The organism is Streptomyces albiflavescens (genome assembly GCF_014645835.1).
In the GTDB taxonomy this organism is placed as follows: Bacteria; Actinomycetota; Actinomycetes; order Streptomycetales; family Streptomycetaceae; genus Streptomyces; species Streptomyces albiflavescens.
This window is the reverse complement of the sequence record NZ_BMMM01000005.1, coordinates 54,328-75,408: the sequence shown is the minus strand read 5'-3', so window position 1 is coordinate 75,408 and position 21,081 is coordinate 54,328. Positions and strand designations below refer to the sequence as shown.

The window sequence follows — 21,081 nt, the reverse complement described above, 5'->3', positions numbered from 1 at the left end:
TCAGGTCCCCCACAGCCCGCGCCTGCGGTAACCCGCCTGCCAGAACAGGCGGTTGAGGACGCGGACGGGCGGCGGCAGCGCGCCGAGGAACGCGGCGCGGTCGGCCGGCGGGATGCCGTCGACGATCCACGGTACGAAGACGGCGGCTCCGCGCATGCCCTGCCTCTCGCGGATGCGTCCGGTGAAGGCGCTCCAGTCCGCGGGCGTCAGCACCTCCTGGATGAGCGGCAGGGCGCTCGCCTCCTCGTGCGCGAGATGGTCGTCGAGGGTCGTGGCCAACGTGTGGACCAGTTCGGCGAGTTCGGCAGACCGGTTCCTGAGGGCCGCGTCGACGGCGGTGAGCTGCGGGTCGAGGCGGGCGTGCTCCGCCTCCATCTCCGCGAGCAGGGCGATTTCCTGGGGGCGGCCCTCGACCTTGCTCTGCACCCGCGGCCACAGGTCGCTGTCCTCGGCGGTGTGGTGGATGTGCAGCTGGTGCGTGAAGTTGTCCCAGCCGGCGCGGACTTGGGGGGTGAAGGCGGTGCCGTCCGCCGCGGCCTTGCCGAGGCGGTCCAGGTCGCGCCGGAACGCGTCGTGGGAGGCGTACATGACGGTGAGGTCGATGCTCATGAGATGGCTTCCTCCAGTTCGGGTTCGTATACGGGCAGTGCGTGGGGGTTGGCGCACGGACCGCGGTGACGGAGTACGGCGAGGCAGGCGAGCGCGCCGGTCGCATTCAAGAGGCGGGCGAGCGCCGGTCGCATTCAAGAGGCCGGCCGCGAAGGCCGGTGTGACACCGAGAAGGCCATCTGAGACCTACGTCACATTTCGCCGTCTGATGTCACATTCGGGCCCCCTTTTCCCCTCGCAGTAGTGAGCGCACCAAGGGAGGCCAGGCATGTCCGAAAGCCCCGTGTCGGGTGGCGACACGGCTACGCAGGTGTTCGTCGACCACCGCGAGCTGCTGTTCGCGATCGTCTACAACATCCTGGGGACCGTCGCAGACACCGAGGACGTCCTCCAGGAGACCTGGCTGTCGTGGACCGGCCGCGCCCACCGCACTCCGCTCGACGGAATCGACAACCCGCGCGCCTACCTCGTCCGCATCGCGGTGAACCACGCGCTCGCGCGGCGCGCCGCCATCACGCGCCGCCGCGAGACGTATGTGGGCCCCTGGCTGCCGGAGCCCCTGCTCGACGAGCCCGCCCCCGACGACTCCGCCGACCGCGTCCTGCGTTCCGAGTCCGTGTCGCTGGCGATGCTCGTGGTCCTGGAGTCGCTCACCCCACTGGAGCGGGCGGTGTTCGTCCTCAACGAGGTGTTCGGCTACGCCCACACCGAGATCGCGGAGGTTCTCGACCGCAGTCCCGCGGCGGTGCGCCAGCTCGCGCACCGTGCCCGGCAGCACGTCCACGCGCGCCGCCCGCTCTACCGCGCCCATCCACGTGTACGGCAGCAGGCCACCGAGCGGTTCGTGGAGGCCGCGCTCGGCGGCGACATCGCCGCGCTGATGGAGATCCTCGCGCCGGACGTCACGGTGTGGACGGACAGCGGCGGCATGGCGCGCGGGGCAGGGCTGCGCCCGGTGCACGGCCGGGACAAGGCTGCGCGCCTGCTCGCCGGGTACGCCACGCGCCGCACCTCGAACCTGGACGTCCGCTACCGCCGCGTCAACGGCGACGACTCCGCGGTGGTGTTCGAGGGCGAATCGCCGTACGCGGTCATGGTCATGGACCTCACCCCGGACGGCGACCAGGTGTCCGACGTCTACATCGTCACCAATCCCGAGAAGCTCGCGCACGTACGGCGCGAAAAGGAGACCGAGGCGAAGGAGGAACGTGCATGACGACCACCGAACGACGGGCCGAGAAGGCGTCCTCCGGCGAGCGGGTCGCCGACTGGTTCGACGGACGCCTGGGCGTCTACTCGCTCGGCAAGCGGTACCTGCGCAAGGTCTTCCCGGACCACTGGTCCTTCCTGCTGGGCGAGATCTGCCTCTACAGCTTCGTCGTTCTCGTCCTCACCGGCGTCTACCTCACGCTGTTCTTCCATCCGTCGATGAACGAGGTGGTCTACCACGGAAGTTATGTCCCGCTGAACGGCATCCGCATGTCGGAGGCGTACGCCTCGACCCTGGACATCAGCTTCGACGTGCGGGGCGGACTGCTGATCCGGCAGATCCACCACTGGGCCGCGCTGATCTTCCTCGCCGGGATGCTGACGCACATGATGCGGCACTTCTTCACCGGCTCGTTCCGCAGGCCCCGCGAGGTGAACTGGCTGTTCGGCTGGACGCTGCTGTTGCTCGGCATGTTCGAGGGCCTCTTCGGATACTCGCTGCCGGACGACCTGCTGTCGGGCACCGGGCTGCGGTTCGTGGACGGGGCCCTCCTGTCGATGCCGATCGTCGGCACCTATCTGTCGTTCTTCCTCTTCGGCGGGGAGTTCCCCGGTCATGACATCGTGGCCCGCTTCTACTCGCTGCACGTCCTGCTGATCCCGGGCATCATGGCGGCCCTCGTCGTCGCCCATCTGATCCTGGTCGTGTATCACAAGCACACGCAGTTCGGCGGGCCGGGAAAGACCGAACGCAACGTCGTGGGCACGCCGTTCATGCCGGTCTACATGGCGAAGGCGGGCGGCTTCTTCTTCCTGGTGTTCGGCGTCATCGCACTGATCTCGGCGGTCGCGACCATCAACCCGGTCTGGTCGTACGGCCCTTACCGTGCCGACCAGGTGTCGACGGGCGCCCAGCCGGACTGGTACCTGGGCTTCGCGGAGGGGCTGGTCCGGGTCATGCCGGGCTGGGAGATCACCATGGCGGGGCACACGCTCGTGCTCGGCGTGCTCATTCCCGTCGTCGTGTTCCCGCTGCTCCTGGTCCTCATCGGCGTCTATCCGTTCGTCGAGTCCTGGATCACGGGCGACCGGCGCGAGCACCATCTGCTGGACCGCCCGCGCAACCGGCCGATCCGTACGTCGCTGGGGACGGCCTGGATCAGCCTCTATCTGATCCTGCTCGCGGGTGGCGGCAACGACATCGTGGCGACACGCTTCCATCTGTCGATCAACGCGGTGACCTGGACGGTGCGGATCGCCCTGATCGTGGTACCGGTCGTCGTCTTCGTCGTGACCCGCCGGATCTGCCTGGGACTGCAACAGCGGGACCGTGAGCTGGTGGCGCACGGCCGTGCGACAGGCGTTGTCAAGCGCCTGCCGCACGGCGAGTACGTCGAGGTGCACCGCCCGCTCAGCCATGCCGAACTGCACACCCTGACCGAGCACACACGACGGCTGCTGCCGTCAGCCGACCGGGACCTCCAGCCGGCTGATCCGCAGCCCGCCGTCGGCGGCCCCCGGATGCCCGCTGGTCATGAGGAGACGGAGCCGTGAACCGCGTACCGCGTCGAAGGTGATCACCGTCGGTGTGTCGGACGCGGTGGCCCAGTCGACAACCCCGCCCTTCACCGACACGTACTTCTCGCCGTCCCAGACCGAGACCGCGACCGAGGCGGGCAGGGCGTGTGTCCCGTCGACGGTGAAGGAGACCTCGACACGGTCGACGGTGCGGGGGCGCGCCCAGGTGACCGAGACCCAGTCCTCGCGTCGGGCTCCGTTGAACGCGGGCAGCAGGGCCGTCGCCGACTTGTAGAAGGCGTTGGACCAGCCGGTGGCCGCGTCGCCGTCGAGCAGAGCGGCGGGGAGGGTGTCGGTCCGGCCGGAGTAACTGGCGTCCGCGTACGGGTAGTTCGGGGCCGGAGGATAGTCCGGCTGGAACGCCGTTGCCGGAGTGGTCGTCTTCGACCCGGCGGGGGTGGTGCGTACGGTCGTCGCGGCCGTACGCAGTCCTTCCGCGCGAGCGGTCACCTTCAGGGTGCCCGCCTTCGTCCCGGAGCGGACGATCGCGAGTGCCTTGCCATGGAAGGCGGTTCGGGTACTGGCCTGATAGCGCTCGGCGCTCTCCTCCCGGCCGTTGTCGAGACCGGCGAGCGAGCCGCCTGCCACGTCGAAAGTGAGAAGGTCCTCGGCATCGGGCACCACGACACCGTGGGCGTCGACCACCTCCGCGGTCACGAACACCAGTGAACGCCCGTCCGCCGCCAGCGTCTTGCGGTCCGGCGTGAGGCGTATCGCACGGGGCGTCCCGGCGGTGCGCAGGACGTCCGTCGCCACCGTCCTGCCGTCACGGCGGGCGACCGCCTTCAACTCGCCCGGTTCGTACGGCACTTTCCAGCCGAGGTGCAGCTTGCCCGCGCTGCCGTTCGGGCTGGTGTAACTCCCGGGATAGGGACCGTCGGTGAAGGTCTTGTCGTCGCCTGTCGCCTCCGTGGTCTCCAGGTAAGAGCGCCCGTCTGCGGTCTTCTTGGTGTCGAACTGCCTGGTGCCGAGGGACTTTCCGTTGAGGAACAGCTCGACGGTGTCGACGTTCGCGTAGACCCAGACCTCGACCGTGTCGCCCGCCTCGTGGTTCCAGCTCATGGGCAGCAGATGAACCATGGGCTCGCCCGTCCACTGACTCTTGAACAGGTGGTACATGTCCTTGGGGAAGCCGGCCGTGTCGACCGCGCCGAAGAAGGACGCCTTCACCGGGAAGACGTCGTACGGCGTGGGCTCCCCGATGTAGTCGATACCCGACCACAGGAACTGCCCGGCGAACCACTTCCGGTCCCGGTCCTTCTTGTGCCCGTACTCGCCGCTCATCGTCCAGGAGGCGAGGTTGTTGTCGTACGAGGAGGTCGCGCGCCTGCCGGGGGTGTGGTTCTCGCCGGTGTTGAGGTGCTCCGGTTCCTGGTACGCGCCGCGGGTCGAGGTCTCGGACGACGACTCCGACTCGAAGAGGAACAGGTGCGGATAGGCGGCGTGCAGGGCGTCCACCGACTTGGCGGTGTTGTAGTTGAGGCCGAGCCCGTCCAGTTTGGCGAGCATGAGGTCGGCCGCGGAGCCCTTCGTGGGGACACGGCGGTACTTGTCCGAGCCGATGACCAGCGGTCGGGTGTCGTCCGCGGCCTTGATGGCGCCGATGATCCGGTCGGCCATGGCGAGCCCGGCGGTCGACGTGGAGTCGGGGACCTCGTTGCCTATGGACCACAGGACCACGGCGGGCGAGTTGCGGGCCGCGAGGACCATCTCGGTGGTGTCCTTCTCGCACCACTCGTCGAAGAACCGGCCGTAGTCGTAGGTCGTCTTGCCCGTCCGCCAGCAGTCGAACGCCTCCACCATCATCACGATGCCCAGTTCCTCGCAGACCTGGATCATCTGCGGTGACGGCGGATTGTGCGAGGTCCGGAAGGCGTTGACGCCCATCGATTTCATGATGGTCATCTGGCGGCGTACGGCGTCGACGCTGATCGCCGCCCCGAGCGCGCCCTGGTCGTGGTGCAGGTCGACGCCCTTGATCTTGGCGTGGGTACCGTTGAGGTGGAAGCCCTCGTCCGGGTCGAAGCGGAACTGCCGGATACCGAAAGGCGTGCGGTAGGTGTCGATGAGCTCACCGCCGACACGCAGCTCCGTCTCCAGGGTGTAGCGGTGGTCCGGAGTCGCGAAATCCCACAGCTTCGGCTTTTCGACGGTGAGTTCGTGGGTTACGTCCGCCCGGTCGCCGACCGTGACCGTGCCGGCCGTTCGAGCGGCCGAACGGCCTTCGGAATCAACGATCCGCGAAAGCACCTGGACATCGACCGAGGCATCGCCTTCGTTGACGACGGTCGTCCGCGCCCGTACGAGCGCCCGCTCCCCCGTGATGTCCGGCGTCGTGACATACGTACCCCAGCGCTGGACGTGCACCGGCTCGGTGACGACCAGGCGGGCGTCGCGGTAGATGCCACTGCCCGAGTACCAGCGGCTGCTGGGGAGTTGGTTCCGGACCTTGACCGCGATGACGTTGTCGGTGGCGCCGTCCGTGTGCAGCAGGTCCGTGAGGTCGAAGGCGAACCCGGTGTATCCGTAGGGATGGCGGCCGACCTCCTTGCCGTTGCAGTACACGTACGCGTCCATGTAGACGCCGTCGAACTCCACGGAGATCCGCTTGCCGGCGAGGGCGGGCGGCAGCGTGAAGGCGGTGCGGTACCAGCCGAGGCCGCCGGGGAAGAAGCCGGTTCCGCTGGTGGTGCCGTGCTCCGTGGTGGGGGTCTGCTCGATGCTCCAGTCGTGGGGTACGGAGATCTGGCGCCACGCCGAGTCGTCGTAGCCGGGCTGGGCCGCGCCCTCGTACCCGCCCGTGGGGTCGGTGATTCCGCCCGGGTTGACCAGCGCGAAGCGCCAGCCGTCGCGCAACTCGACCGTGTGGCGCCCACGGGTCCGCTCGGAAGGCGCCGCCCAGGCATCGGCGGCGCCCGAGAGCGCACCGGCCGCGGGCACGGCCGTTCCTGCGATCAATACCGATCTTCGCGTGACTGTCACGGCGACTCTCCCTCATCAGGGCCCATAATTCATCACAACTGATCGTGAACAAACAGATTCTGACGGGGTGACACACGCGGCCGTCAAGGGTCCCGCACTCACTTCCGCCCCACGCATCGCTTCGGCCGAAAATCCACCTTGCGGATGTGCCGCGTCGACGGTCCTGGTTCCGGGGTGCGGAGGGCGCCCAGCCACTAGGCTGGGACCCGAGTGACGCGCTTGTTCACTGTGAGTGTGCGCAATGGAGTGGCGACGATGAGCCCGGTCCACCCCCTCGACGAGGCCGCCACGGCACGGGCAGTCATCGACGAGAACGGCACCCTGGTCCTCTGGAACGAGGGGGCCCGCCGACTGCTGGGGTACGCGCCGGAGGAGGTCGAGGGCCGCCCCGCGGCGGACCTGCTGGACCCCGGTTCGGGCGACGCGGAGCCGTCCCGGCCCACCGGCAGCCGCTGGAGCGGCACCCTCCCCCTGCGTCACCGCGACGGACACACCCTCCCCGTGTGGCTGCTCGCTCATCGCAGGGAAACGAAGGGTGAATGGCTCTTGGTCACCCCGCTGGAGGGCGCGGCCCTGCGCGCCTATGACGACCCGCTGATCAGGGCCGTACTCACGCAGTCGCCGTGCGCCATGGCGATCTACGACGAGCAGCTGCGCCTGTACGGGATCAACGACGCGATGGCCGAGGTGATCGGTCTCCCGGAGGCCCGCATCCGAGGCCTCAGGCTCTCCGAGGTAGGCGGAAAGCGAGAGAGCGAGCAACTCGAGGAGCAGCTGTACGGGGTGCTCATCTCGGGCGAGCGGCGCGACGTGGAGACGTACATGCACACGGGCGGCGAGGACCGCCCGCACGCCTGGCTGGCGCGGATCGCCCCGCTCACCGACGCCGACGGGCGCGTGCGCGGCGTGTGCCTGGCCGTGCACGACTTCACCGAGCAGTTCAAGGCCCGGGAGCGACTGCAGCTGGTCAACGAGGCCAGTGTGCGCATCGGCAGCACCCTCGACGTCACCCGAACGGCCCAGGAGCTCGCCGACGTCTGTGTGCCCGCGCTCGCCGACTTCGTCAGCGTCGACCTGCTCGATCCGCCGGAGCACGGGGGTGAGCACCACGCCGAGCCGCCGAGCACCCCGATCACGCTCCGGCGGGCCGCCCATCGATCGGTGAACCCGGGCTCCCCCGAGGCGGTCGTCACGCTCGGCGCGCTCGACGTCTACCCCGCCTCCTCACCACAGGCCGACTCCCTGGTCGCCGGCCGGACGATCGTGGCGCCGGACGCGACCACCACGCTGGAGGAATGGCTGGCCTGGGACGAACGCCGGGCCGAGCGCGTCGCGAAGCACGGCATCCACGCCACCATGTCGGTGCCCATCCGGGCCCGGGGCCAGACTCTGGGCGTCGCGGTGCTCACCCGGTTCCGGCAGCCCGGCTCCTTCACCTCCGACGACGTCCTGCTCGCCGAGGAGGTCACGGCCAGGGCCGCCGTCTGCATCGACAACGCCCGCCGTTTCTCCCGCGAGCGCGAGAACGCGCTGGCCCTGCAGCGCAGCCTGCTCCCGCAGTCACTGCCCCGGACGGCTGCGCTGGAGGCGGCCTCGCGCTACCTCCCGGCGGCGCGTGCCGGGGTGGGCGGCGACTGGTTCGACGTGATCCCGCTGTCGGGGATGCGGGTCGCGATGGTCGTCGGCGACGTCGTCGGCCACGGCATCCAGGCCTCGGCGACCATGGGACGCCTACGCACCGCCGTGCGCACGCTCGCCGACATCGACCTGGCCCCGGACGAGCTGCTCACGCACCTGGACGACCTCGTCGTGCGGCTGTCCGAGGATGCCGGGGTCGAACGCACCACGGGTGAGGTCGGCGCCACCTGCCTGTACGCGGTGTACGACCCGGTCTCCCGGCGCTGCACCTTCGCCCGGGCAGGGCATCCGGCGCCCTACATCGTCTCTCCGGACGGTGCGCCCCGGCAGATCGAGCTCCCGGCCGGACCGCCGCTCGGCCTGGGCGGACTTCCGTTCGAGTCCGTGGAAGTCGAGCTGCGCGAGAGCACGGTGCTGGCGCTGTACACCAACGGGCTGATCGAGAGCCGGGGGCGGGATGTCGACGTCGCCCACCAGCTGCTGTCTCGAGCCCTGGAGCAATCGTCCCAGTCCCTGGAATGGGCGTGTCATGCGGTCCTCCAGGCGCTGCTGCCGGTCGGCGGTGCGACGGACGACATTGCCCTGCTGCTGGCCCGCACGCACGGCCTGGCCCCGTCCCAGGTGGCGACCTGGGGCATTCCCGCCGACCCCGCACTCGTCGCGCCGATCCGCAAGCAGGTCGCCGATCAGCTGGACATCTGGGGACTGAGCGAGGTGACGTTCACGGCCGAACTCGTGGTGAGCGAACTGGTCACCAATGCCATCCGGTACGGCGAACCGCCCATACGGCTGCGCCTCATGCACGACGCCGCCACCCTGATCTGCGAGGTTTCCGACGGTAGCCACACCGCCCCGCATCTACGCCGGGCGAAGACCTACGACGAGGGCGGCCGCGGGCTGCTCCTCGTCGCCCAGCTCACCCAGCGCTGGGGCAGTCGGCACACCGGCGAGGGCAAGACCATCTGGGCCGAGATGTCACTGGTCGGCGAGGTCTGACGGCCTCATCGGCGTGGTCGGCGCGGCGTCTGATGTGATGGACGGGCGCCATGATCACCTCCCGGAGGGCCGAACCCTGAACACCCTGCTCGTCCAAGGCCTCTCCGGCGCTCGGAACACCCCGCTCGACGAAACCGTCTCCGCCCCCCTCGGCACCCCGCTCGCGGAAACCGTCTCCGCTTCCCTCAACACCCCGCTCGCCGAGGCCCTTTCCGTCGTTCTGCTCGTCGCGGTGCTCGCCTGCGCGGTGATCCGCCCCTTCAACTGGCCCGAGGCGGTCGTGGCGGTGCCGGCCGCGGGTCTGGTCGTCGTCACCGGCGCGATCTCCTGGGACCATGTGCGCGCGGAGGCCGGCCATCTGGGACCGGTGATCGGATTCCTGGCGGCGGTCCTCGTACTGGCCCGGTTCTGCGACGACGAGGGGCTCTTCCAGGCCTGTGGAGTGTGGATGGCCCGCTGGGCGGCGGGGCGGCCCGGCCGTCTGCTGACCGCCGTCTTCGCGCTCGCATCGGCGATCACGGCGGTGCTCAGCCTGGACGCGACCATCGTGCTGCTCACACCCGTCGTGTTCGCCACCGCGGCGCGGATGGGCGTCCGCCCCAAACCTCATGTGTACGCCTGCACCCACCTCTCCAACACGGCCTCGCTGCTCCTGCCGGTCTCCAACCTCACCAATCTGCTCGCGTTCACGGCCAGCGGTCTGAGCTTCACCCGATTCGCCGCGCTGATGGTCCTCCCGTGGCTGGCCGCCATCGGCGCCGAGTACGTGGTCTTCCGCCGCTTCTTCGCCCGCGATCTGGGCGTGGCCGCGCCGCCGCCGAGTGCCGACGAGTCGCCGGACGTACCGCTGTTCGCGCTGGTCACCGTGGGCTGCACCCTGGCGGGGTTCGTCGTCGCCTCGGCGCTCGGCATCGATCCGGCGTGGTCCGCTGCGGCGGGGGCGCTCGTGCTCGCCACCCGCGCTCTCGTCCGGCGCCGCGCCACTCCACTGACCGTCGTGCGGGCTGCCGCACCGTCGTTCCTCGCCTTTGTCCTCGCGCTCGGCATCGTCGTGCGGGCGGTCGTCGACAACGGACTCGCCGACGCCCTCGACGCCTGGCTCCCCAACGGCAGCGGTCTACTCGCGCTGCTCGGCATCGCGGCGCTCGCCGCCGTGCTGGCCAACCTGATCAACAATCTGCCCGCGGTCCTCGTCCTGCTGCCGCTGGCCGCCGTATCCGGCCCCGGCGCGGTGCTGGCCGTGCTGCTGGGCGTCAACATCGGGCCCAATCTGACCTACGCGGGTTCCCTGGCGACCCTGCTGTGGCGGCGTATCGTGCACCAACACGAACACGGCGTCGACCTCAAGGAGTTCACCCGGCTCGGTCTGATCGCCGTGCCTGCCGCACTGGTCCCTGCCGTACTGGCACTGTGGATCTCGCTCCACGTCATCGGAGGCTGATGGGCATGCGGGTGATCGTCTGGCTGGTCGAGGGAACGTGGCCCGCGTGCGTGGACGCCGTACGCGCGCACGCACCGCACGCCACGGACGTGGTCCTGCTGCACGTCACCGAACCCGACGTGCCCGGACTGGCACACGGGGCCTTCGCCGGTCTGCTCGGCCGCGGACACTCCGAGCCCGACCCCGGTGACCGGCTGGAAGCCCTCGGCACCACCTCTGCCGCGCAGCTCCTCGCCGCGGCGGCCGAGCGGCTGGGCCGCCCCGGCACACGCGTCGAACGGGCCGGACGTGTCGAGCGGGAGGTGGTCGCCGCCGCCGAGGGCGCCGACCTGCTCGTGCTGGCCCGCGACGGCGACCGCACCCGTCTGGGACCGCACAGCCTGGGACGGGCCGGACGGTTCGTCGTCGACCACGCGCCCTGCCCGGTGCTGCTGGTCTGGCCCGACGTGGCACCGGACGTCACGACCATCCCGCCGCCTCCCCCGCGCCACTAGCGATTCCGTTCCGGTAGGCGCCCGGCGGTGTGCCGTAGCGCTGCCGGAAGACCCGGTTGAAGTGGAAGGCGCTGGTGAAGCCGGAGGCCGCGGCCACCCGCTCCACCGAGAGCTCGGTGGCTTCCAGAAGCCGGGCCGCGTGCAACAGCCGGGCGTCGCGCAGGGCGCGCATCGGCGAGCGGCCGAGCTGCTCGGTGAAGAGGTGGGCGAAACGTGACGGTGACAGGGCGACGGCCTCGGCGAGCGACCGTACGGTGTGTGATGCGCTCGGGTCCGCCGCGATCAGCGACTCGGCCCGCCGGATGCGCGCGTCGATGTCCGGGCGCTGCCGTTCCGCCCGGGCGGTGGTGAGCAGGACGATTGCCTCCAGGGAACAGAGGGTCAGCTCACGGGCGGCGGTGCCGTGTGCGACGGCGACCTGGCCGTCGGCGGGCTCCGCGGGGCCCGGCGGCGGTCCGTCTCCCGTCCAGCGGGCGTCGGCGAGCATCCGGCGGAAGGTGGCCTCGATCCGGTCCTCACTGCGCCGGGTTCGTCCGTGGCTCGGGGCGGGGCCGACCGCGTACAGCCCGTCATCGAGGGCGTACGGCCGCAGCCACCCCGACCACGCAGCCCTGGCCTGGCAGTGCACCCACCAGAACGCCCAGTGCCCGGCGCCGGGTTCGACGGCGTACCGGTGTGCCACGCCGGGCCCCAGGACCACCAGATCACCGGCTCCGGCCACCACCTGCGACGCTCCCTGTGCGAGCCGCCCGCGTCCGCCCGTCGTCCAGGTGAACAGCCAGCTGTCCGCCCCGCGCGGCCGGTTGACGGAGTATCCCGGTTCCTGATCGAAGCACCCGATCGTGACCAGGCCGGGCGGCGGGGACGGAGCAGCAGCCGCGGACAACGTGTCAGCACACACAGGCATCCTCCCGACGGGCGTACCCACCTAGCGTGAGGCACCACCGATGAGAAGGGACGGTCGGATGACAGTCACGGACATGGGCGGACTTCGGCAGTTCGAGGAGAGCGGCTTCGCGGTGGTACGCGGACTGTTCGGCCGGGCCGAAATCGACGGATTGTGCGCGGAGTTCACCGCTCTGCAGGCCGCCGGACCGATCCCCGGACATTTCGAACCCCGCGCCACGGAGACCGAGGGCCTGGCCGATCCGCTGTACACCCATCCCCGCGTCATGCACCCGCACCGCATCAACGCCCTGTCCCTGCGCTGCCTCCTCGATCCGAGGCTGCGGAGCATCCTGGAGACCGTGCTGGGCGAGGAACCCCTCGCCGCGCAGAGCATGTTCTACTTCAAGCCACCCGGTGCCCGTGGCCAGGCGCTGCACCAGGACAACTTCTATCTGCGCGTCGAACCGGGTACCTGCGTGGCCGCCTGGATCGCCTGCGACGCGATCGACCGCGAGAACGGCGGTCTGGAGGTCGTGCCGGGCACGCACCGCATGGACCTGTTCTGCCCGGAGGAGGCGGACGCGGCCCTGTCCTTCGCGCGCGAGTACGTGCCGCCGCCGCCCGGCCTCACCGCCGTCCCCGTCGACATGGCACCGGGTGACGTCCTTTTCTTCAACGGCAGCCTGGTACACGGCTCCGGTCCCAACCGCAGCCCCGACCGCTTCCGCCGCTCCTTCATCGGCCACTACGTCGGCCGCTCCACCGAGCGCATCGGCGGCTTCTACCGGACGCTGACGATGAGTGGGGAGCCCGTCATCCTGCCCGAGAGCGAGGACGCGGGGCCGTGCGGCACGGAGTTCTCGGCGAATACCCCCCACTGACCGGACCGGACACTCCGGCAACTCGGGCAGCAGCGGGAAGCCTCGGCCGACGGCGTTGGACAGCAGGGTCAGGGCGCCGAGCCCGGTCAGCGGCGGGACGGACCCCGTCTTCGTACCGTCGAAGAGCCCGAACACCGCGCGTTGCGCGGCCCGTTGGTGTCGGGGTTCCGTCTCCCCCGCCGAGAGCTCGTCCATCAAGCGGGCCGGCAGGGCCAGACCATGGTGCCGGCCGACGAACCACCCGTCACCGGCCGCCGATCCGCCCCCACTTACCGACGATCCGCCCGTCATCGACCGATGATCCACCCGCCACGGATCGAAGTCATCCGGCGAACGCGGGAATCGCCGAGGTGAAGCCGAGGACCGCGTCGGCGACCGCCCTGGGATTCTCCAGGAGCATCGCGTGCGTGCCGTCGATCTCGGCGACCGTCACCTCGGGGCGCTCGTCGGCGAGTTGAGCCAGATCTCGGGCGAGCCCCTTGGCGTACGCCGCCATCAGTTCGTCGAGCCATTCCATGCCCGGGATCGACGGTACGGGCCGCAGCGCGCGCCCCAGCAGCAGCGGTACGGGCACCTGGTGGAAGAGCGCGAAGAGGTCGAGCGAGTCGATGGCGTCCAGCATCTCCAGCGCGTGCAGGCGATCCGGCCCCAACTCCAGCCGTCCGTCCGGTCTTTCCCGCATCGAACGCAGGACGCCGGCTTCCAACAGCTCATACGGGATACCCAGTTGCTCGGACATCGCGCGCTGCTGGGCGAGCACTGCCTTCAGCCCCTCGGCGGGAAGCGGCTCGCCCGACACCGTCGCCGCCAGCTGCCGCACCTCGGCGAGCCGCTCCTCGACGTACGCCGGCTGCAGGCCCACGTACTGGTCGAGGCGGCCCCATCCGTATCCGTCGAGGTTCACCGCTCCGGGTGTGACCTCCGGATGCTCCAGCGCGTGCAGCACCGCGATCATCCCGCCGAGGGAGTGTCCGACGAGCAGCGCTCCGGGGACTTTGTGCTCCTCCAGTACCGCCTCGATGTCCCCGAGCACGTGGGGGAAGTCCCAGGTGCCGGACGGCGAGAGACCGTGTCCGCGGAGGTCCACTGCGAGCACCCGGTGGTGGGGTACGAGGAGCGGGGCGACGGCCGCCCAGTCGGCGAGAGTACGTCCGGCGCCGTGGAGCAGCAGCAGCGGCCGGCCGTCGCCCCCGTGGTCCTCAACGGCCAGTGCGATACGGTCTCCGATCATGTCCTGACGATAGAGCTTGGATCAAGGTTTCCTGAGGAGCCCGAGCGTGGGCAGGGAGCCGCCGGGGAACTGCTGCGGCCGTCCGCCGGATGCCAGGGGGCCGAGGTCGACGGCCGCCCAGCCGCCCGCTCGGCCGGCCGTGCGACGCGCTCGTCGGCGCGTTGCCGGGGAGGAAGGTCGCCCGCCGTCCGGCCGGGATCCGGGGCATGTTCCGCGTAAGGCCCGCCGCCGTCGGCGAGGCGGCCGACGCCACGAGGCGCTCGGCGAGGGTCTGCCCGTTGGCTCCGGCATCGCTGATTCCGATGGGCACCGCGTGCCCGGTTTCCTCGATGTGCCCGTGTTCTGGACGTGCGTCTCGGCCTGCCTCGGAGCCCGGCCCGGAGTCGGGCATCTCCCGTGCGACCGGCCGCCGTTCCGAACGGAGGGCCCTTGACGGGGGCGTGCTCACACGCTTTGATCCTGGCGTGCCGTGGTGCGACCCGGCACGCAGAGGTGCGCCCAGCCGGTAGCGGACTCGGTTCAAGTCCGGCCAAAGTCGCCAGGATCGCGGGAAGCGTCCGAGGCGGGGTCGTACTCGCGATTGATGGAGCGGACATGCCCGTCAAGCGTGTTTCCCGCGTCGGAGGTCTGGGGACAGCCACTGTCCTGATGGCCCTTCTGACGCTGACCGGCTGCGGTTCGGACAAGGAGACCGGCGCCTCGCCGCCCAGCCCGTCCGGATCCTCCAGGGCGCCGGCCACCTCGTCGCCGCCTTCCGAGGACACGGCCACCTTGTCGGCGTCCTCAGCGGCCCCTGCCGCCTCGTCGAAGCCCGAGCCCGGCTCGCCCCCGAAGGGTGTCGAACTCCCGCCGCTGCACGTCGGCTTCGACTACCAGATCGGCGGCGCCTACCCCCCGCCCCCCGGTGTCCGGATCGTCAGCCGCGACCGTACGGCCTCCCCCGCGCCCGGCCTCTACAACATCTGCTACGTCAACGCCTTCCAGGCACAGCCCGACGAGCGGAAGCAGTGGCCCGCCGACCTGCTGCTGCGGGACACGCAGGGCAGGGTCGTGGTCGACCGCGACTGGGGTGAGGCACTGCTCGACATCGGTGCGCCGGCCAAGCGCAAGCGGGTGGCCGAGCAGGTCAACCGGTGGATCGACGGCTGCGCCGACAAGGGCTTCGACGCCGTCGAAGCGGACAACTACGACAGCTACACGCGCTCCCGGCATCTGCTGACCGCCGACGACGCCACCGCGTTCATCACCCTGCTCTCGTCGCACGCGCACGCACGGCATCTGGCCATCGGCCAGAAGAACACCGTGGAACTGGCGGGGCTCAGGGCCCGGACCGGGCTGGACTTCGCGGTGGCGGAGGAGTGCGGCGAGTACGACGAGTGCGGGACGTACGCGAAGGCGTTCCACGACCGGGTGGTCGTGGTCGAGTACACCGACAGCGGCCTGCGCAAGGCCCGTTCGGGCTTCGGCGGCCGACTGAGCATCGTGCGCCGGGATGTGACGGTGTCGACGCCCGGCAGCGCGGACTACGTCCGCAGGACCCGCTGACGGGAGGCGTGATGACTTCAGCGATCGCACGCCGCACGCTGCTCGCCGGCGCCGCCGTACCAGTCCTCGCCGCCTGTGGCGGTGGCGCCTCGGATGGCGTGGGCGCCGACGGCAAGGTGACCGTCGAGCTGTGGCACGGCCAGAACGACACGGCCAGGAAGGCCGTGGAGGCGCTGGTCGCCGAGTTCAACCGGACACATCCGCGTGTGCGCGTCGACAGTTCGGGCGGCGGGGTCGTGGCCGACGCGATGCTGCAGAAAGTGACGGCGGCGCTCGCCGCGGGCTCGTATCCCGATATCGCCTACGTGTTCGGCTCGGACCTGGCCGGCATCGCGCGCAGCCCTCGGGTCGTCGATCTCACGACGGCAGTACGTGAGGGTCCGACACCGTGGACATCCTTCTGGAGTCCGGTGCGGGACGCTGTCACCGTCAACGGCAAGGTCCGGGCCGCACCGGCGGTGCTCGACTCCCTGGCCGTCGTCTACAACAAGAAGCTGTTCCGGCAGGCCGGGGTCACCTTCCCGAAGGCGGGCTGGACCTGGGACGAATTCGTGGACACGGCAAGGAACTTGACCGACTCCGGCCGGGGCGTCTTCGGCACGGGCTGGCCCGGGACGGGCGACGAGGACACCGTCTGGCGGCTGTGGCCGATGATCTGGGACCTGGGCGGGGACGTCGTCGACGACGACGGCAAGCGCATCGGCTTCGCCGACCAGGGCGTACGGGCGCTGGAGACCCTCGCCCGGCTGACCCGCGACAAGAGTGTGTACGTCGACCCGAAACCCGGCGGCGAGCAGATGTACCAGGTCTTCCTGGGCGGCCGTATGGCCATGGTCGCGACCGGGCCCTGGCAGCTCCCTGACATCATCACCGCCGAGATCGACTACGACGTGGTGCCACTGCCGACCTACAGCGGCCGGCCGGTCACCATCTCGGGCCCCGACACCTGGACCGTCTTCGACAACGGCTCCGCCCGCTCGCGCGCCGCCGTGGAGTTCGTGCGCTGGATGATGCAGCCGGCCCAGGACGTGCGCTGGGGAATCTCGGCGGGCAGCCTCCCGCTCAGCTCGGCCACCGCACGTCGGCCGGAGTGGCGCCGGCACTCCGAACGGACCACGGGTCTCAAGGTGTTCACCGACGTCTTGGGCTCCGCCCGGGTGCGGCCCGTGCACGCGGCGTACCCGCAGATCTCGCAGGCGTTGGGGGAGGCGATCATCTCCGTGCTGCTGGGCAAGGCCTCGCCTTCCCGCGCCCTGCGCCGGTGCGCCGACACGGCGGACGCGGCCCTGCTCATTCCCCGGTGACCTCAGTTTCCCGTGCGACTTCCAGGTGAGGGAGGCCGACATGTCCACTCTGCCCCGCGCCATCACGCTCCCGCCGGGGGCCGCGGTGTCCCCGGCCGCCGCGCGGCGCGCCGCCCGCCGTCGTGCCCGGCGCGAGACGACCACCGCCTGGGGGTTCATCAGCCCGGCGGTCGTTGTCATCCTCGGTCTGAGCATCGTGCCGGTCGTCTGGTCGCTGCTGCTCTCCTTCCGGGCCGATGACCTGGTCACACCGGGCCGCTGGGTCGGCCTCGACAACTACCGGGCACTCGTCCAGGACCCCAACTTCCATACGGCCGTGGGCAATACGCTGCTGTACACGGCCCTGTACGTACCGCTCAGCCTGCTCGGCGGACTGGCGCTCGCTCTGGCACTCAACCGCCGTATCCGGGGCATCGGCCTCTACCGGACACTCATCTTCGTTCCTTTCGTGGTGTCGGCGACGGCCCAGGGCGTACTGTTCTCGTTCATCCTCGACCCGGAGTTCGGGGTGGCGAACTCGCTGCTGCACGAGCTGGGCGTCTCGCCGCAGGGATTTCTGACCGACCCGGACCAGGCGATCTACCTGCTGGTGCTCATCTCGCTGTGGAGCGGGGTCGGCTTCTGCGTCGTCGTCTATCTGGCCGCGCTCCAGGACGTGCCGCCCGAACTCGTCGAGTCCGCACGGATCGACGGCGCGGGCCGCTGGCGGGTCCTGCGCCACATCACCCTGCCGTCCCTCACGCCGGTGACGGTCTTCCTGCTTCTGTGGCAGCTGATCACGGCGCTCCAGGTGTTCGACCTGATCTATGTGACGACCAAGGGCGGGCCCCTCGGCTCGACCACCGTCGTCGTCTACTTCGTCTGGCAGCAGGCGTTCCAGACGTTCACGGCCGGCTACGGGGCCGCGGCGGCGTACGTCCTCACGGTGGCGCTGCTCGTGGCGGGCGGCGCGCTGCATGTCGTACGGCGTCGGCAGGAACGTACGGATGGAGCGGGCCGATGAGTACGCCGGTCACGTCGAGCAAGCCGGTCGCCTCGCGGCGGTTCAGCGGCTGGCATCTGCTGCTGGCGCCCCTGGCACTCTGCTTCGCGCTCCCTCTGGTGTGGCTGGTGCTGAGCTCGGTGATGAGCAACGCGGAGATCAACCGGTTTCCGCCGGCGCTGTGGCCCAAGGGCGTCGACCTGGGCGGTTACCGCTATGTGCTCGGGAACGCCATGTTCCCGCGCTGGTTCGCCAATTCGTTCGTCGTCGCGGCTGTCGCTGTGGTGTCGAACCTGCTGTTCGGGGCGCTGGGCGGCTACGCGTTCGCGCGGCTGCGGTTCGCCGGGTCTCGGATGCTGCTGGGGCTGATGCTGGCGACGATGGTGATCCCGTTCCAGCTGACGATGATTCCGACTTTCCTGGTGATGAAGGAACTGGGGTTGATCGACACGCTCGGCGCGCTGATCGTGCCGTCACTCGTCACTCCGTTCGCCGTCTTCCTGTTCCGGCAGTTCTTCCTCGCCCTGCCCAGGGAGATGGAGGAGGCCGCCTGGATCGACGGGTGTTCGCGGCTGCGGGTGCTCTTCTCGATCGTGCTGCCGCTGGCCCGGCCCGCGCTGGCCACGGTCGCGGTGCTGACGTTCCTGACCACCTGGAACGACCTGTCATGGCCGCTCATCGCGATCAACCATGACACGCAGTACACGCTGCAGCTGGGGCTGACGACGTTCCAGGGGCAGCACCACACGCGGTGGTCGGCGGTGATGGCGGGCAATGTGATCACCGTGCTGCCGGTACTGGTGGCGTTCCTGCTGGCGCAGAAGACCTTTGTCCAGTCGCTCACGTCGAGCGGGTTGAAGGGATAGGCCGCCGTGACCGCCACGACCTTGTGCGAGGACTCCTTCGATCTTCTGGTGATCGGCGACGCCAATCCGGACGTCGTGGTCGGCCCTGTGCCGTCCGTGCTCGCCTTCGGGCAGCGTGAACAGCTCGTCGAGCACGCCGGGTTGGTGCTCGGTGGATCTGCGGCGATCATGGCGTGCGGCGCCGCGCGGCTCGGGCTGCGAGTCGCGTTCGCGGGCCGGGTCGGCGCCGATCCCGCCGGTGCCTTCGTACGGGACGCGCTGGCCGCACGTGGGGTGAACGTCGATTTCCTGGTCACGGATCCCCACCTCCCCACACCCCTCACCACCGTTCTCACGACCGAGGACGGAGACCGGGCCGTCCTCACCGCACCCGGTTGTCTGGCGGCGACCGGCGCCGACGACGTGCCGAGGGACCTGCTGGCCGCCACCCGTCATGTGCACGCGGCGTCGTTCTTCCTGATGCCCCGTCTGGCACGCTCCCTGAGCGGGGTGTTCGCGCTGGCGCAGGAGCTCGGCGCGACCACGTCACTGGACACCAACGACGATCCCGCCGGCCGTTGGGAGCGTGACCTCCTCGACCCTGTCCTGAAGGTCACCGACATCCTGCTGCCGAACGCCGCCGAAGCCCTCGCGCTCGCCGGAGAACCTCAACTCGCCTTCGCGGCCGCTTCATTGGCCCGCCGAGGTCCCCTGGTCGTGGTCAAGGACGGCGAGAACGGCGCCCTCGCCGACGACGGAGTACGCACACTGACCACCGGCGCCGTACCGGTCGAGCCCGTCGACACCGTCGGCGCGGGCGACAGTTTCGACGCGGGATTCGTCGCCGCGACCCTGCGGGGCCTCGACCTTCGGTCCTCGGTCGCGGTCGGCGTGGCCTGCGGTTCGCTGTCGACGCGGCGTCACGGCGGTACGGCGGCGCAGCCCACCTGGGACGAAGCCCGCGCCGCGGCCGCGCACACCTCTGACACGTCGGGCGCTTCAGCCATCTCTGACACGTCGGGCGCTTCAACCACCTCTGACACCACCAACACGTCAGGCGCTTCAGCCACCTCTGAGACCACCGACACCACTGGCATGGGGAGCCGCTCATGAACGACACCACGACCGCGAAGATCGCCTTCATCGGAGCCGGGAGTGTGGTGTTCACGCGGGGACTGCTCGCCGACCTGTTCACGTCTCCCGAACTCGCCCACGCGCGGATCGCCCTGCACGACATCGATCCGGAGCGGCTCGCGACGGCGGAGGGCGCCGCCCGCCACATCGCCACCGCACGCGGGGCCAAACCCACAATCACCGCCGATCTCGACCGGCGTGCGGCCCTGGAGGGCGCTGACTTCGTCATCAACATCATCCAGGTCGGCATGAACGAGGCCACCCGCACCGACTTCGACATCCCGGCCCGCTACGGCCTGCGCCAGACCATCGGCGACACGCTCGGCATCGGCGGCATCTTCCGCGCGCTGCGCACCTTCCCCGTGCTGCGCGCGCTTGCCGCGGACATGGCCGAACTCTGCCCGGACGCCCTGCTGTTGAACTACACCAACCCGATGGCGATGAACGTCCTCTATCTCAGCCGCATCGCCCCCGACCTGCGCGTGGCGGGCCTGTGCCACTCGGTGTACTGGACCATGCACGACCTGGCCCACCTCGTCGGCGTCCCGTTCGAAGAGGTGAACTACCTGGCCGCCGGGGTCAACCACCAGGCCTGGGTCCTGCGCTTCGAGCGTGCGGGACAGGACCTCTATCCGCTGCTGGACGAGGCGATCGCCAAGGACCCCGGGCTGTCGCGCCGGGTCCGCGTGGACATGTACCGCCGCCTCGGCCACTACCCGACCGAGACCAGCGAGCACTCCTCCGAGTACGTCCCCTGGTACCTCCACCACGACAGCGAGATCGAACGCCTCCGGCTCCCGGTGGGCGCGTACTTGGAGATCACCGAGGAGAACACGGCGAGCTACGAGCGCACCCGCGAGGCCCTGGCCACGGGCGCGCCCCTCCCCGTCGAGGGCACCCTGGAGTACGCCCCCCAGATCATCCACAGCATCCTCACCGGCACGCCGCGCACGATCTACGGCAATGTCCCCAACCGCGGTCTCATCGACAACCTCCCCACGGACGCGGTCGTCGAAGTCCCCTGCCTGACCGACGCGCTCGGCGTCCAGCCGACCCGCGTCGGGGCGCTTCCACCGCAATGCGCGGCCCTCAACAGCGCGTACATCGCCGTCAACGACCTCGTGGTCCGCGCCGCCACCGACCACGAACCACGCCACATCCGCCACGCCGCGATGGCCGACCCCGCGACGGCTGCCGCCCTTCCGGTCGAACGCATCTGGGACCTGTGCGACGACCTCGTACGCGCCCACGGGCAACTCCTCCAGCCGGAGCTGCGGGCGGAGCTGGGCCACTGACAGCGGAGCGCCCCGGGCGGCGCTCGGCT

16 protein-coding genes are annotated in these 21,081 nt (G+C 70.1%); 12 read left to right on the top strand and 4 right to left on the bottom strand.

What is annotated here, in order from left to right:
• Positions 1–609, bottom strand: a complete 609-nt coding sequence (locus IEY95_RS15330) for a hemerythrin domain-containing protein (protein ID WP_189186589.1) — start codon at positions 607–609, stop codon at positions 1–3.
• A 268-nt stretch (positions 610–877) separates the two neighbouring features.
• On the opposite strand from IEY95_RS15330, the gene sigJ reads away from it, so the two are divergent.
• Both sigJ and qcrB read left to right on the top strand, forming a co-directional pair.
• Complete coding sequence (sigJ, locus tag IEY95_RS15325) at positions 878–1,825, top strand: RNA polymerase sigma factor SigJ (protein WP_189186588.1); 948 nt, start codon at positions 878–880, stop codon at positions 1,823–1,825.
• Positions 1,822–3,372: a cytochrome bc1 complex cytochrome b subunit gene (qcrB, locus tag IEY95_RS15320; RefSeq protein WP_189186587.1), complete on the top strand. Its 1,551-nt coding sequence runs from the start codon at positions 1,822–1,824 to the stop codon at positions 3,370–3,372. The genes sigJ and qcrB overlap by 4 nt, the downstream gene beginning before the upstream one ends.
• On the opposite strand, the gene IEY95_RS15315 is transcribed toward qcrB, so the two are convergent.
• Positions 3,283–6,378 carry a glycoside hydrolase family 2 TIM barrel-domain containing protein gene (locus IEY95_RS15315; protein WP_189186586.1) on the bottom strand — a complete coding sequence of 1,032 codons (3,096 nt, stop codon included), beginning with the start codon at positions 6,376–6,378 and terminating at the stop codon, positions 3,283–3,285. The two genes, qcrB and IEY95_RS15315, sit on opposite strands and share 90 nt — an antisense overlap.
• Before the next feature lie 255 nt (positions 6,379–6,633).
• On the opposite strand from IEY95_RS15315, the gene IEY95_RS15310 reads away from it, so the two are divergent.
• From IEY95_RS15310 to IEY95_RS15300, 3 genes are read left to right on the top strand one after another with little or no spacing between them, the layout of a single operon-like run.
• Positions 6,634–9,012, top strand: coding sequence for a SpoIIE family protein phosphatase (locus tag IEY95_RS15310; protein ID WP_189186585.1), 2,379 nt, complete (start codon positions 6,634–6,636; stop codon positions 9,010–9,012).
• Positions 9,013–9,049: 37 nt separating this feature from the next.
• The gene (locus tag IEY95_RS15305; RefSeq protein WP_189186584.1) at positions 9,050–10,453 is read left to right on the top strand and encodes an arsenic transporter; all 1,404 of its coding nucleotides are present in this window, start codon (positions 9,050–9,052) and stop codon (positions 10,451–10,453) included.
• A 5-nt stretch (positions 10,454–10,458) separates the two neighbouring features.
• The gene (locus IEY95_RS15300) at positions 10,459–10,947 is read left to right on the top strand and encodes a universal stress protein (RefSeq protein WP_189186583.1); all 489 of its coding nucleotides are present in this window, start codon (positions 10,459–10,461) and stop codon (positions 10,945–10,947) included.
• On the opposite strand, the gene IEY95_RS15295 is transcribed toward IEY95_RS15300, so the two are convergent.
• A complete protein-coding gene (locus IEY95_RS15295) occupies positions 10,913–11,854 on the bottom strand; it encodes a helix-turn-helix domain-containing protein (RefSeq protein WP_189186582.1) in 942 nt (313 codons plus the stop codon). The genes IEY95_RS15300 and IEY95_RS15295 overlap by 35 nt on opposite strands.
• A 58-nt stretch (positions 11,855–11,912) precedes the next feature.
• Between IEY95_RS15295 and IEY95_RS15290 the strand changes: the two genes are divergently transcribed.
• Positions 11,913–12,716 (top strand): phytanoyl-CoA dioxygenase family protein, encoded by an 804-nt coding sequence (locus IEY95_RS15290; RefSeq protein ID WP_189186581.1) that lies wholly within the window; start codon positions 11,913–11,915, stop codon positions 12,714–12,716.
• Between the two features lie 322 nt (positions 12,717–13,038).
• Here the strand turns inward: IEY95_RS15290 and IEY95_RS15285 are convergent, their stop codons facing one another.
• Positions 13,039–13,947 (bottom strand): alpha/beta fold hydrolase, encoded by a 909-nt coding sequence (locus tag IEY95_RS15285; protein ID WP_189186580.1) that lies wholly within the window; start codon positions 13,945–13,947, stop codon positions 13,039–13,041.
• 594 nt (positions 13,948–14,541) lie between these two features.
• On the opposite strand from IEY95_RS15285, the gene IEY95_RS15280 reads away from it, so the two are divergent.
• From IEY95_RS15280 to IEY95_RS15255, 6 genes are read left to right on the top strand one after another with little or no spacing between them, the layout of a single operon-like run.
• A complete protein-coding gene (locus tag IEY95_RS15280; protein WP_229702976.1) occupies positions 14,542–15,492 on the top strand; it encodes an endo alpha-1,4 polygalactosaminidase in 951 nt (316 codons plus the stop codon).
• 11 nt (positions 15,493–15,503) lie between these two features.
• The gene (locus IEY95_RS15275; RefSeq protein ID WP_189186579.1) at positions 15,504–16,796 is read left to right on the top strand and encodes an ABC transporter substrate-binding protein; all 1,293 of its coding nucleotides are present in this window, start codon (positions 15,504–15,506) and stop codon (positions 16,794–16,796) included.
• A gap of 40 nt (positions 16,797–16,836) precedes the next feature.
• On the top strand, positions 16,837–17,799 hold the full coding sequence (locus IEY95_RS15270; RefSeq protein ID WP_189186578.1) for a carbohydrate ABC transporter permease: 963 nt from the start codon (positions 16,837–16,839) through the stop codon (positions 17,797–17,799).
• The gene (locus tag IEY95_RS15265) at positions 17,796–18,644 is read left to right on the top strand and encodes a carbohydrate ABC transporter permease (RefSeq protein WP_229702974.1); all 849 of its coding nucleotides are present in this window, start codon (positions 17,796–17,798) and stop codon (positions 18,642–18,644) included. The genes IEY95_RS15270 and IEY95_RS15265 overlap by 4 nt, the downstream gene beginning before the upstream one ends.
• 6 nt (positions 18,645–18,650) lie before the next feature.
• Positions 18,651–19,736, top strand: a complete 1,086-nt coding sequence (locus IEY95_RS15260; RefSeq protein WP_229702972.1) for a carbohydrate kinase family protein — start codon at positions 18,651–18,653, stop codon at positions 19,734–19,736.
• A complete protein-coding gene (locus IEY95_RS15255; protein ID WP_189186577.1) occupies positions 19,733–21,052 on the top strand; it encodes an alpha-glucosidase/alpha-galactosidase in 1,320 nt (439 codons plus the stop codon). Before IEY95_RS15260 ends, IEY95_RS15255 begins: the two co-directional genes overlap by 4 nt.
• Positions 21,053–21,081 lie beyond the last annotated feature (29 nt).

Bases quoted from the DNA above. Each gene is read 5' to 3' on its own strand.
- IEY95_RS15280 (WP_229702976.1), top strand. From the start codon at position 14,542: ATGCCCGTCAAGCGTGTTTCCCGCGTCGGAGGTCTGGGGACAGCCACT.
- IEY95_RS15275 (WP_189186579.1), top strand. From the start codon at position 15,504: ATGACTTCAGCGATCGCACGCCGCACGCTGCTCGCCGGCGCCGCCGTA.
- IEY95_RS15270 (WP_189186578.1), top strand. From the start codon at position 16,837: ATGTCCACTCTGCCCCGCGCCATCACGCTCCCGCCGGGGGCCGCGGTG.
- qcrB (WP_189186587.1), top strand. From the start codon at position 1,822: ATGACGACCACCGAACGACGGGCCGAGAAGGCGTCCTCCGGCGAGCGG.
- IEY95_RS15310 (WP_189186585.1), top strand. From the start codon at position 6,634: ATGAGCCCGGTCCACCCCCTCGACGAGGCCGCCACGGCACGGGCAGTC.
- IEY95_RS15265 (WP_229702974.1), top strand. From the start codon at position 17,796: ATGAGTACGCCGGTCACGTCGAGCAAGCCGGTCGCCTCGCGGCGGTTC.
- IEY95_RS15330 (WP_189186589.1), bottom strand. From the start codon at position 609: ATGAGCATCGACCTCACCGTCATGTACGCCTCCCACGACGCGTTCCGG.
- IEY95_RS15255 (WP_189186577.1), top strand. From the start codon at position 19,733: ATGAACGACACCACGACCGCGAAGATCGCCTTCATCGGAGCCGGGAGT.
- IEY95_RS15290 (WP_189186581.1), top strand. From the start codon at position 11,913: ATGACAGTCACGGACATGGGCGGACTTCGGCAGTTCGAGGAGAGCGGC.
- IEY95_RS15295 (WP_189186582.1), bottom strand. From the start codon at position 11,854: ATGCCTGTGTGTGCTGACACGTTGTCCGCGGCTGCTGCTCCGTCCCCG.
- sigJ (WP_189186588.1), top strand. From the start codon at position 878: ATGTCCGAAAGCCCCGTGTCGGGTGGCGACACGGCTACGCAGGTGTTC.
- IEY95_RS15305 (WP_189186584.1), top strand. From the start codon at position 9,050: ATGGACGGGCGCCATGATCACCTCCCGGAGGGCCGAACCCTGAACACC.
- IEY95_RS15300 (WP_189186583.1), top strand. From the start codon at position 10,459: ATGCGGGTGATCGTCTGGCTGGTCGAGGGAACGTGGCCCGCGTGCGTG.
- IEY95_RS15285 (WP_189186580.1), bottom strand. From the start codon at position 13,947: ATGATCGGAGACCGTATCGCACTGGCCGTTGAGGACCACGGGGGCGAC.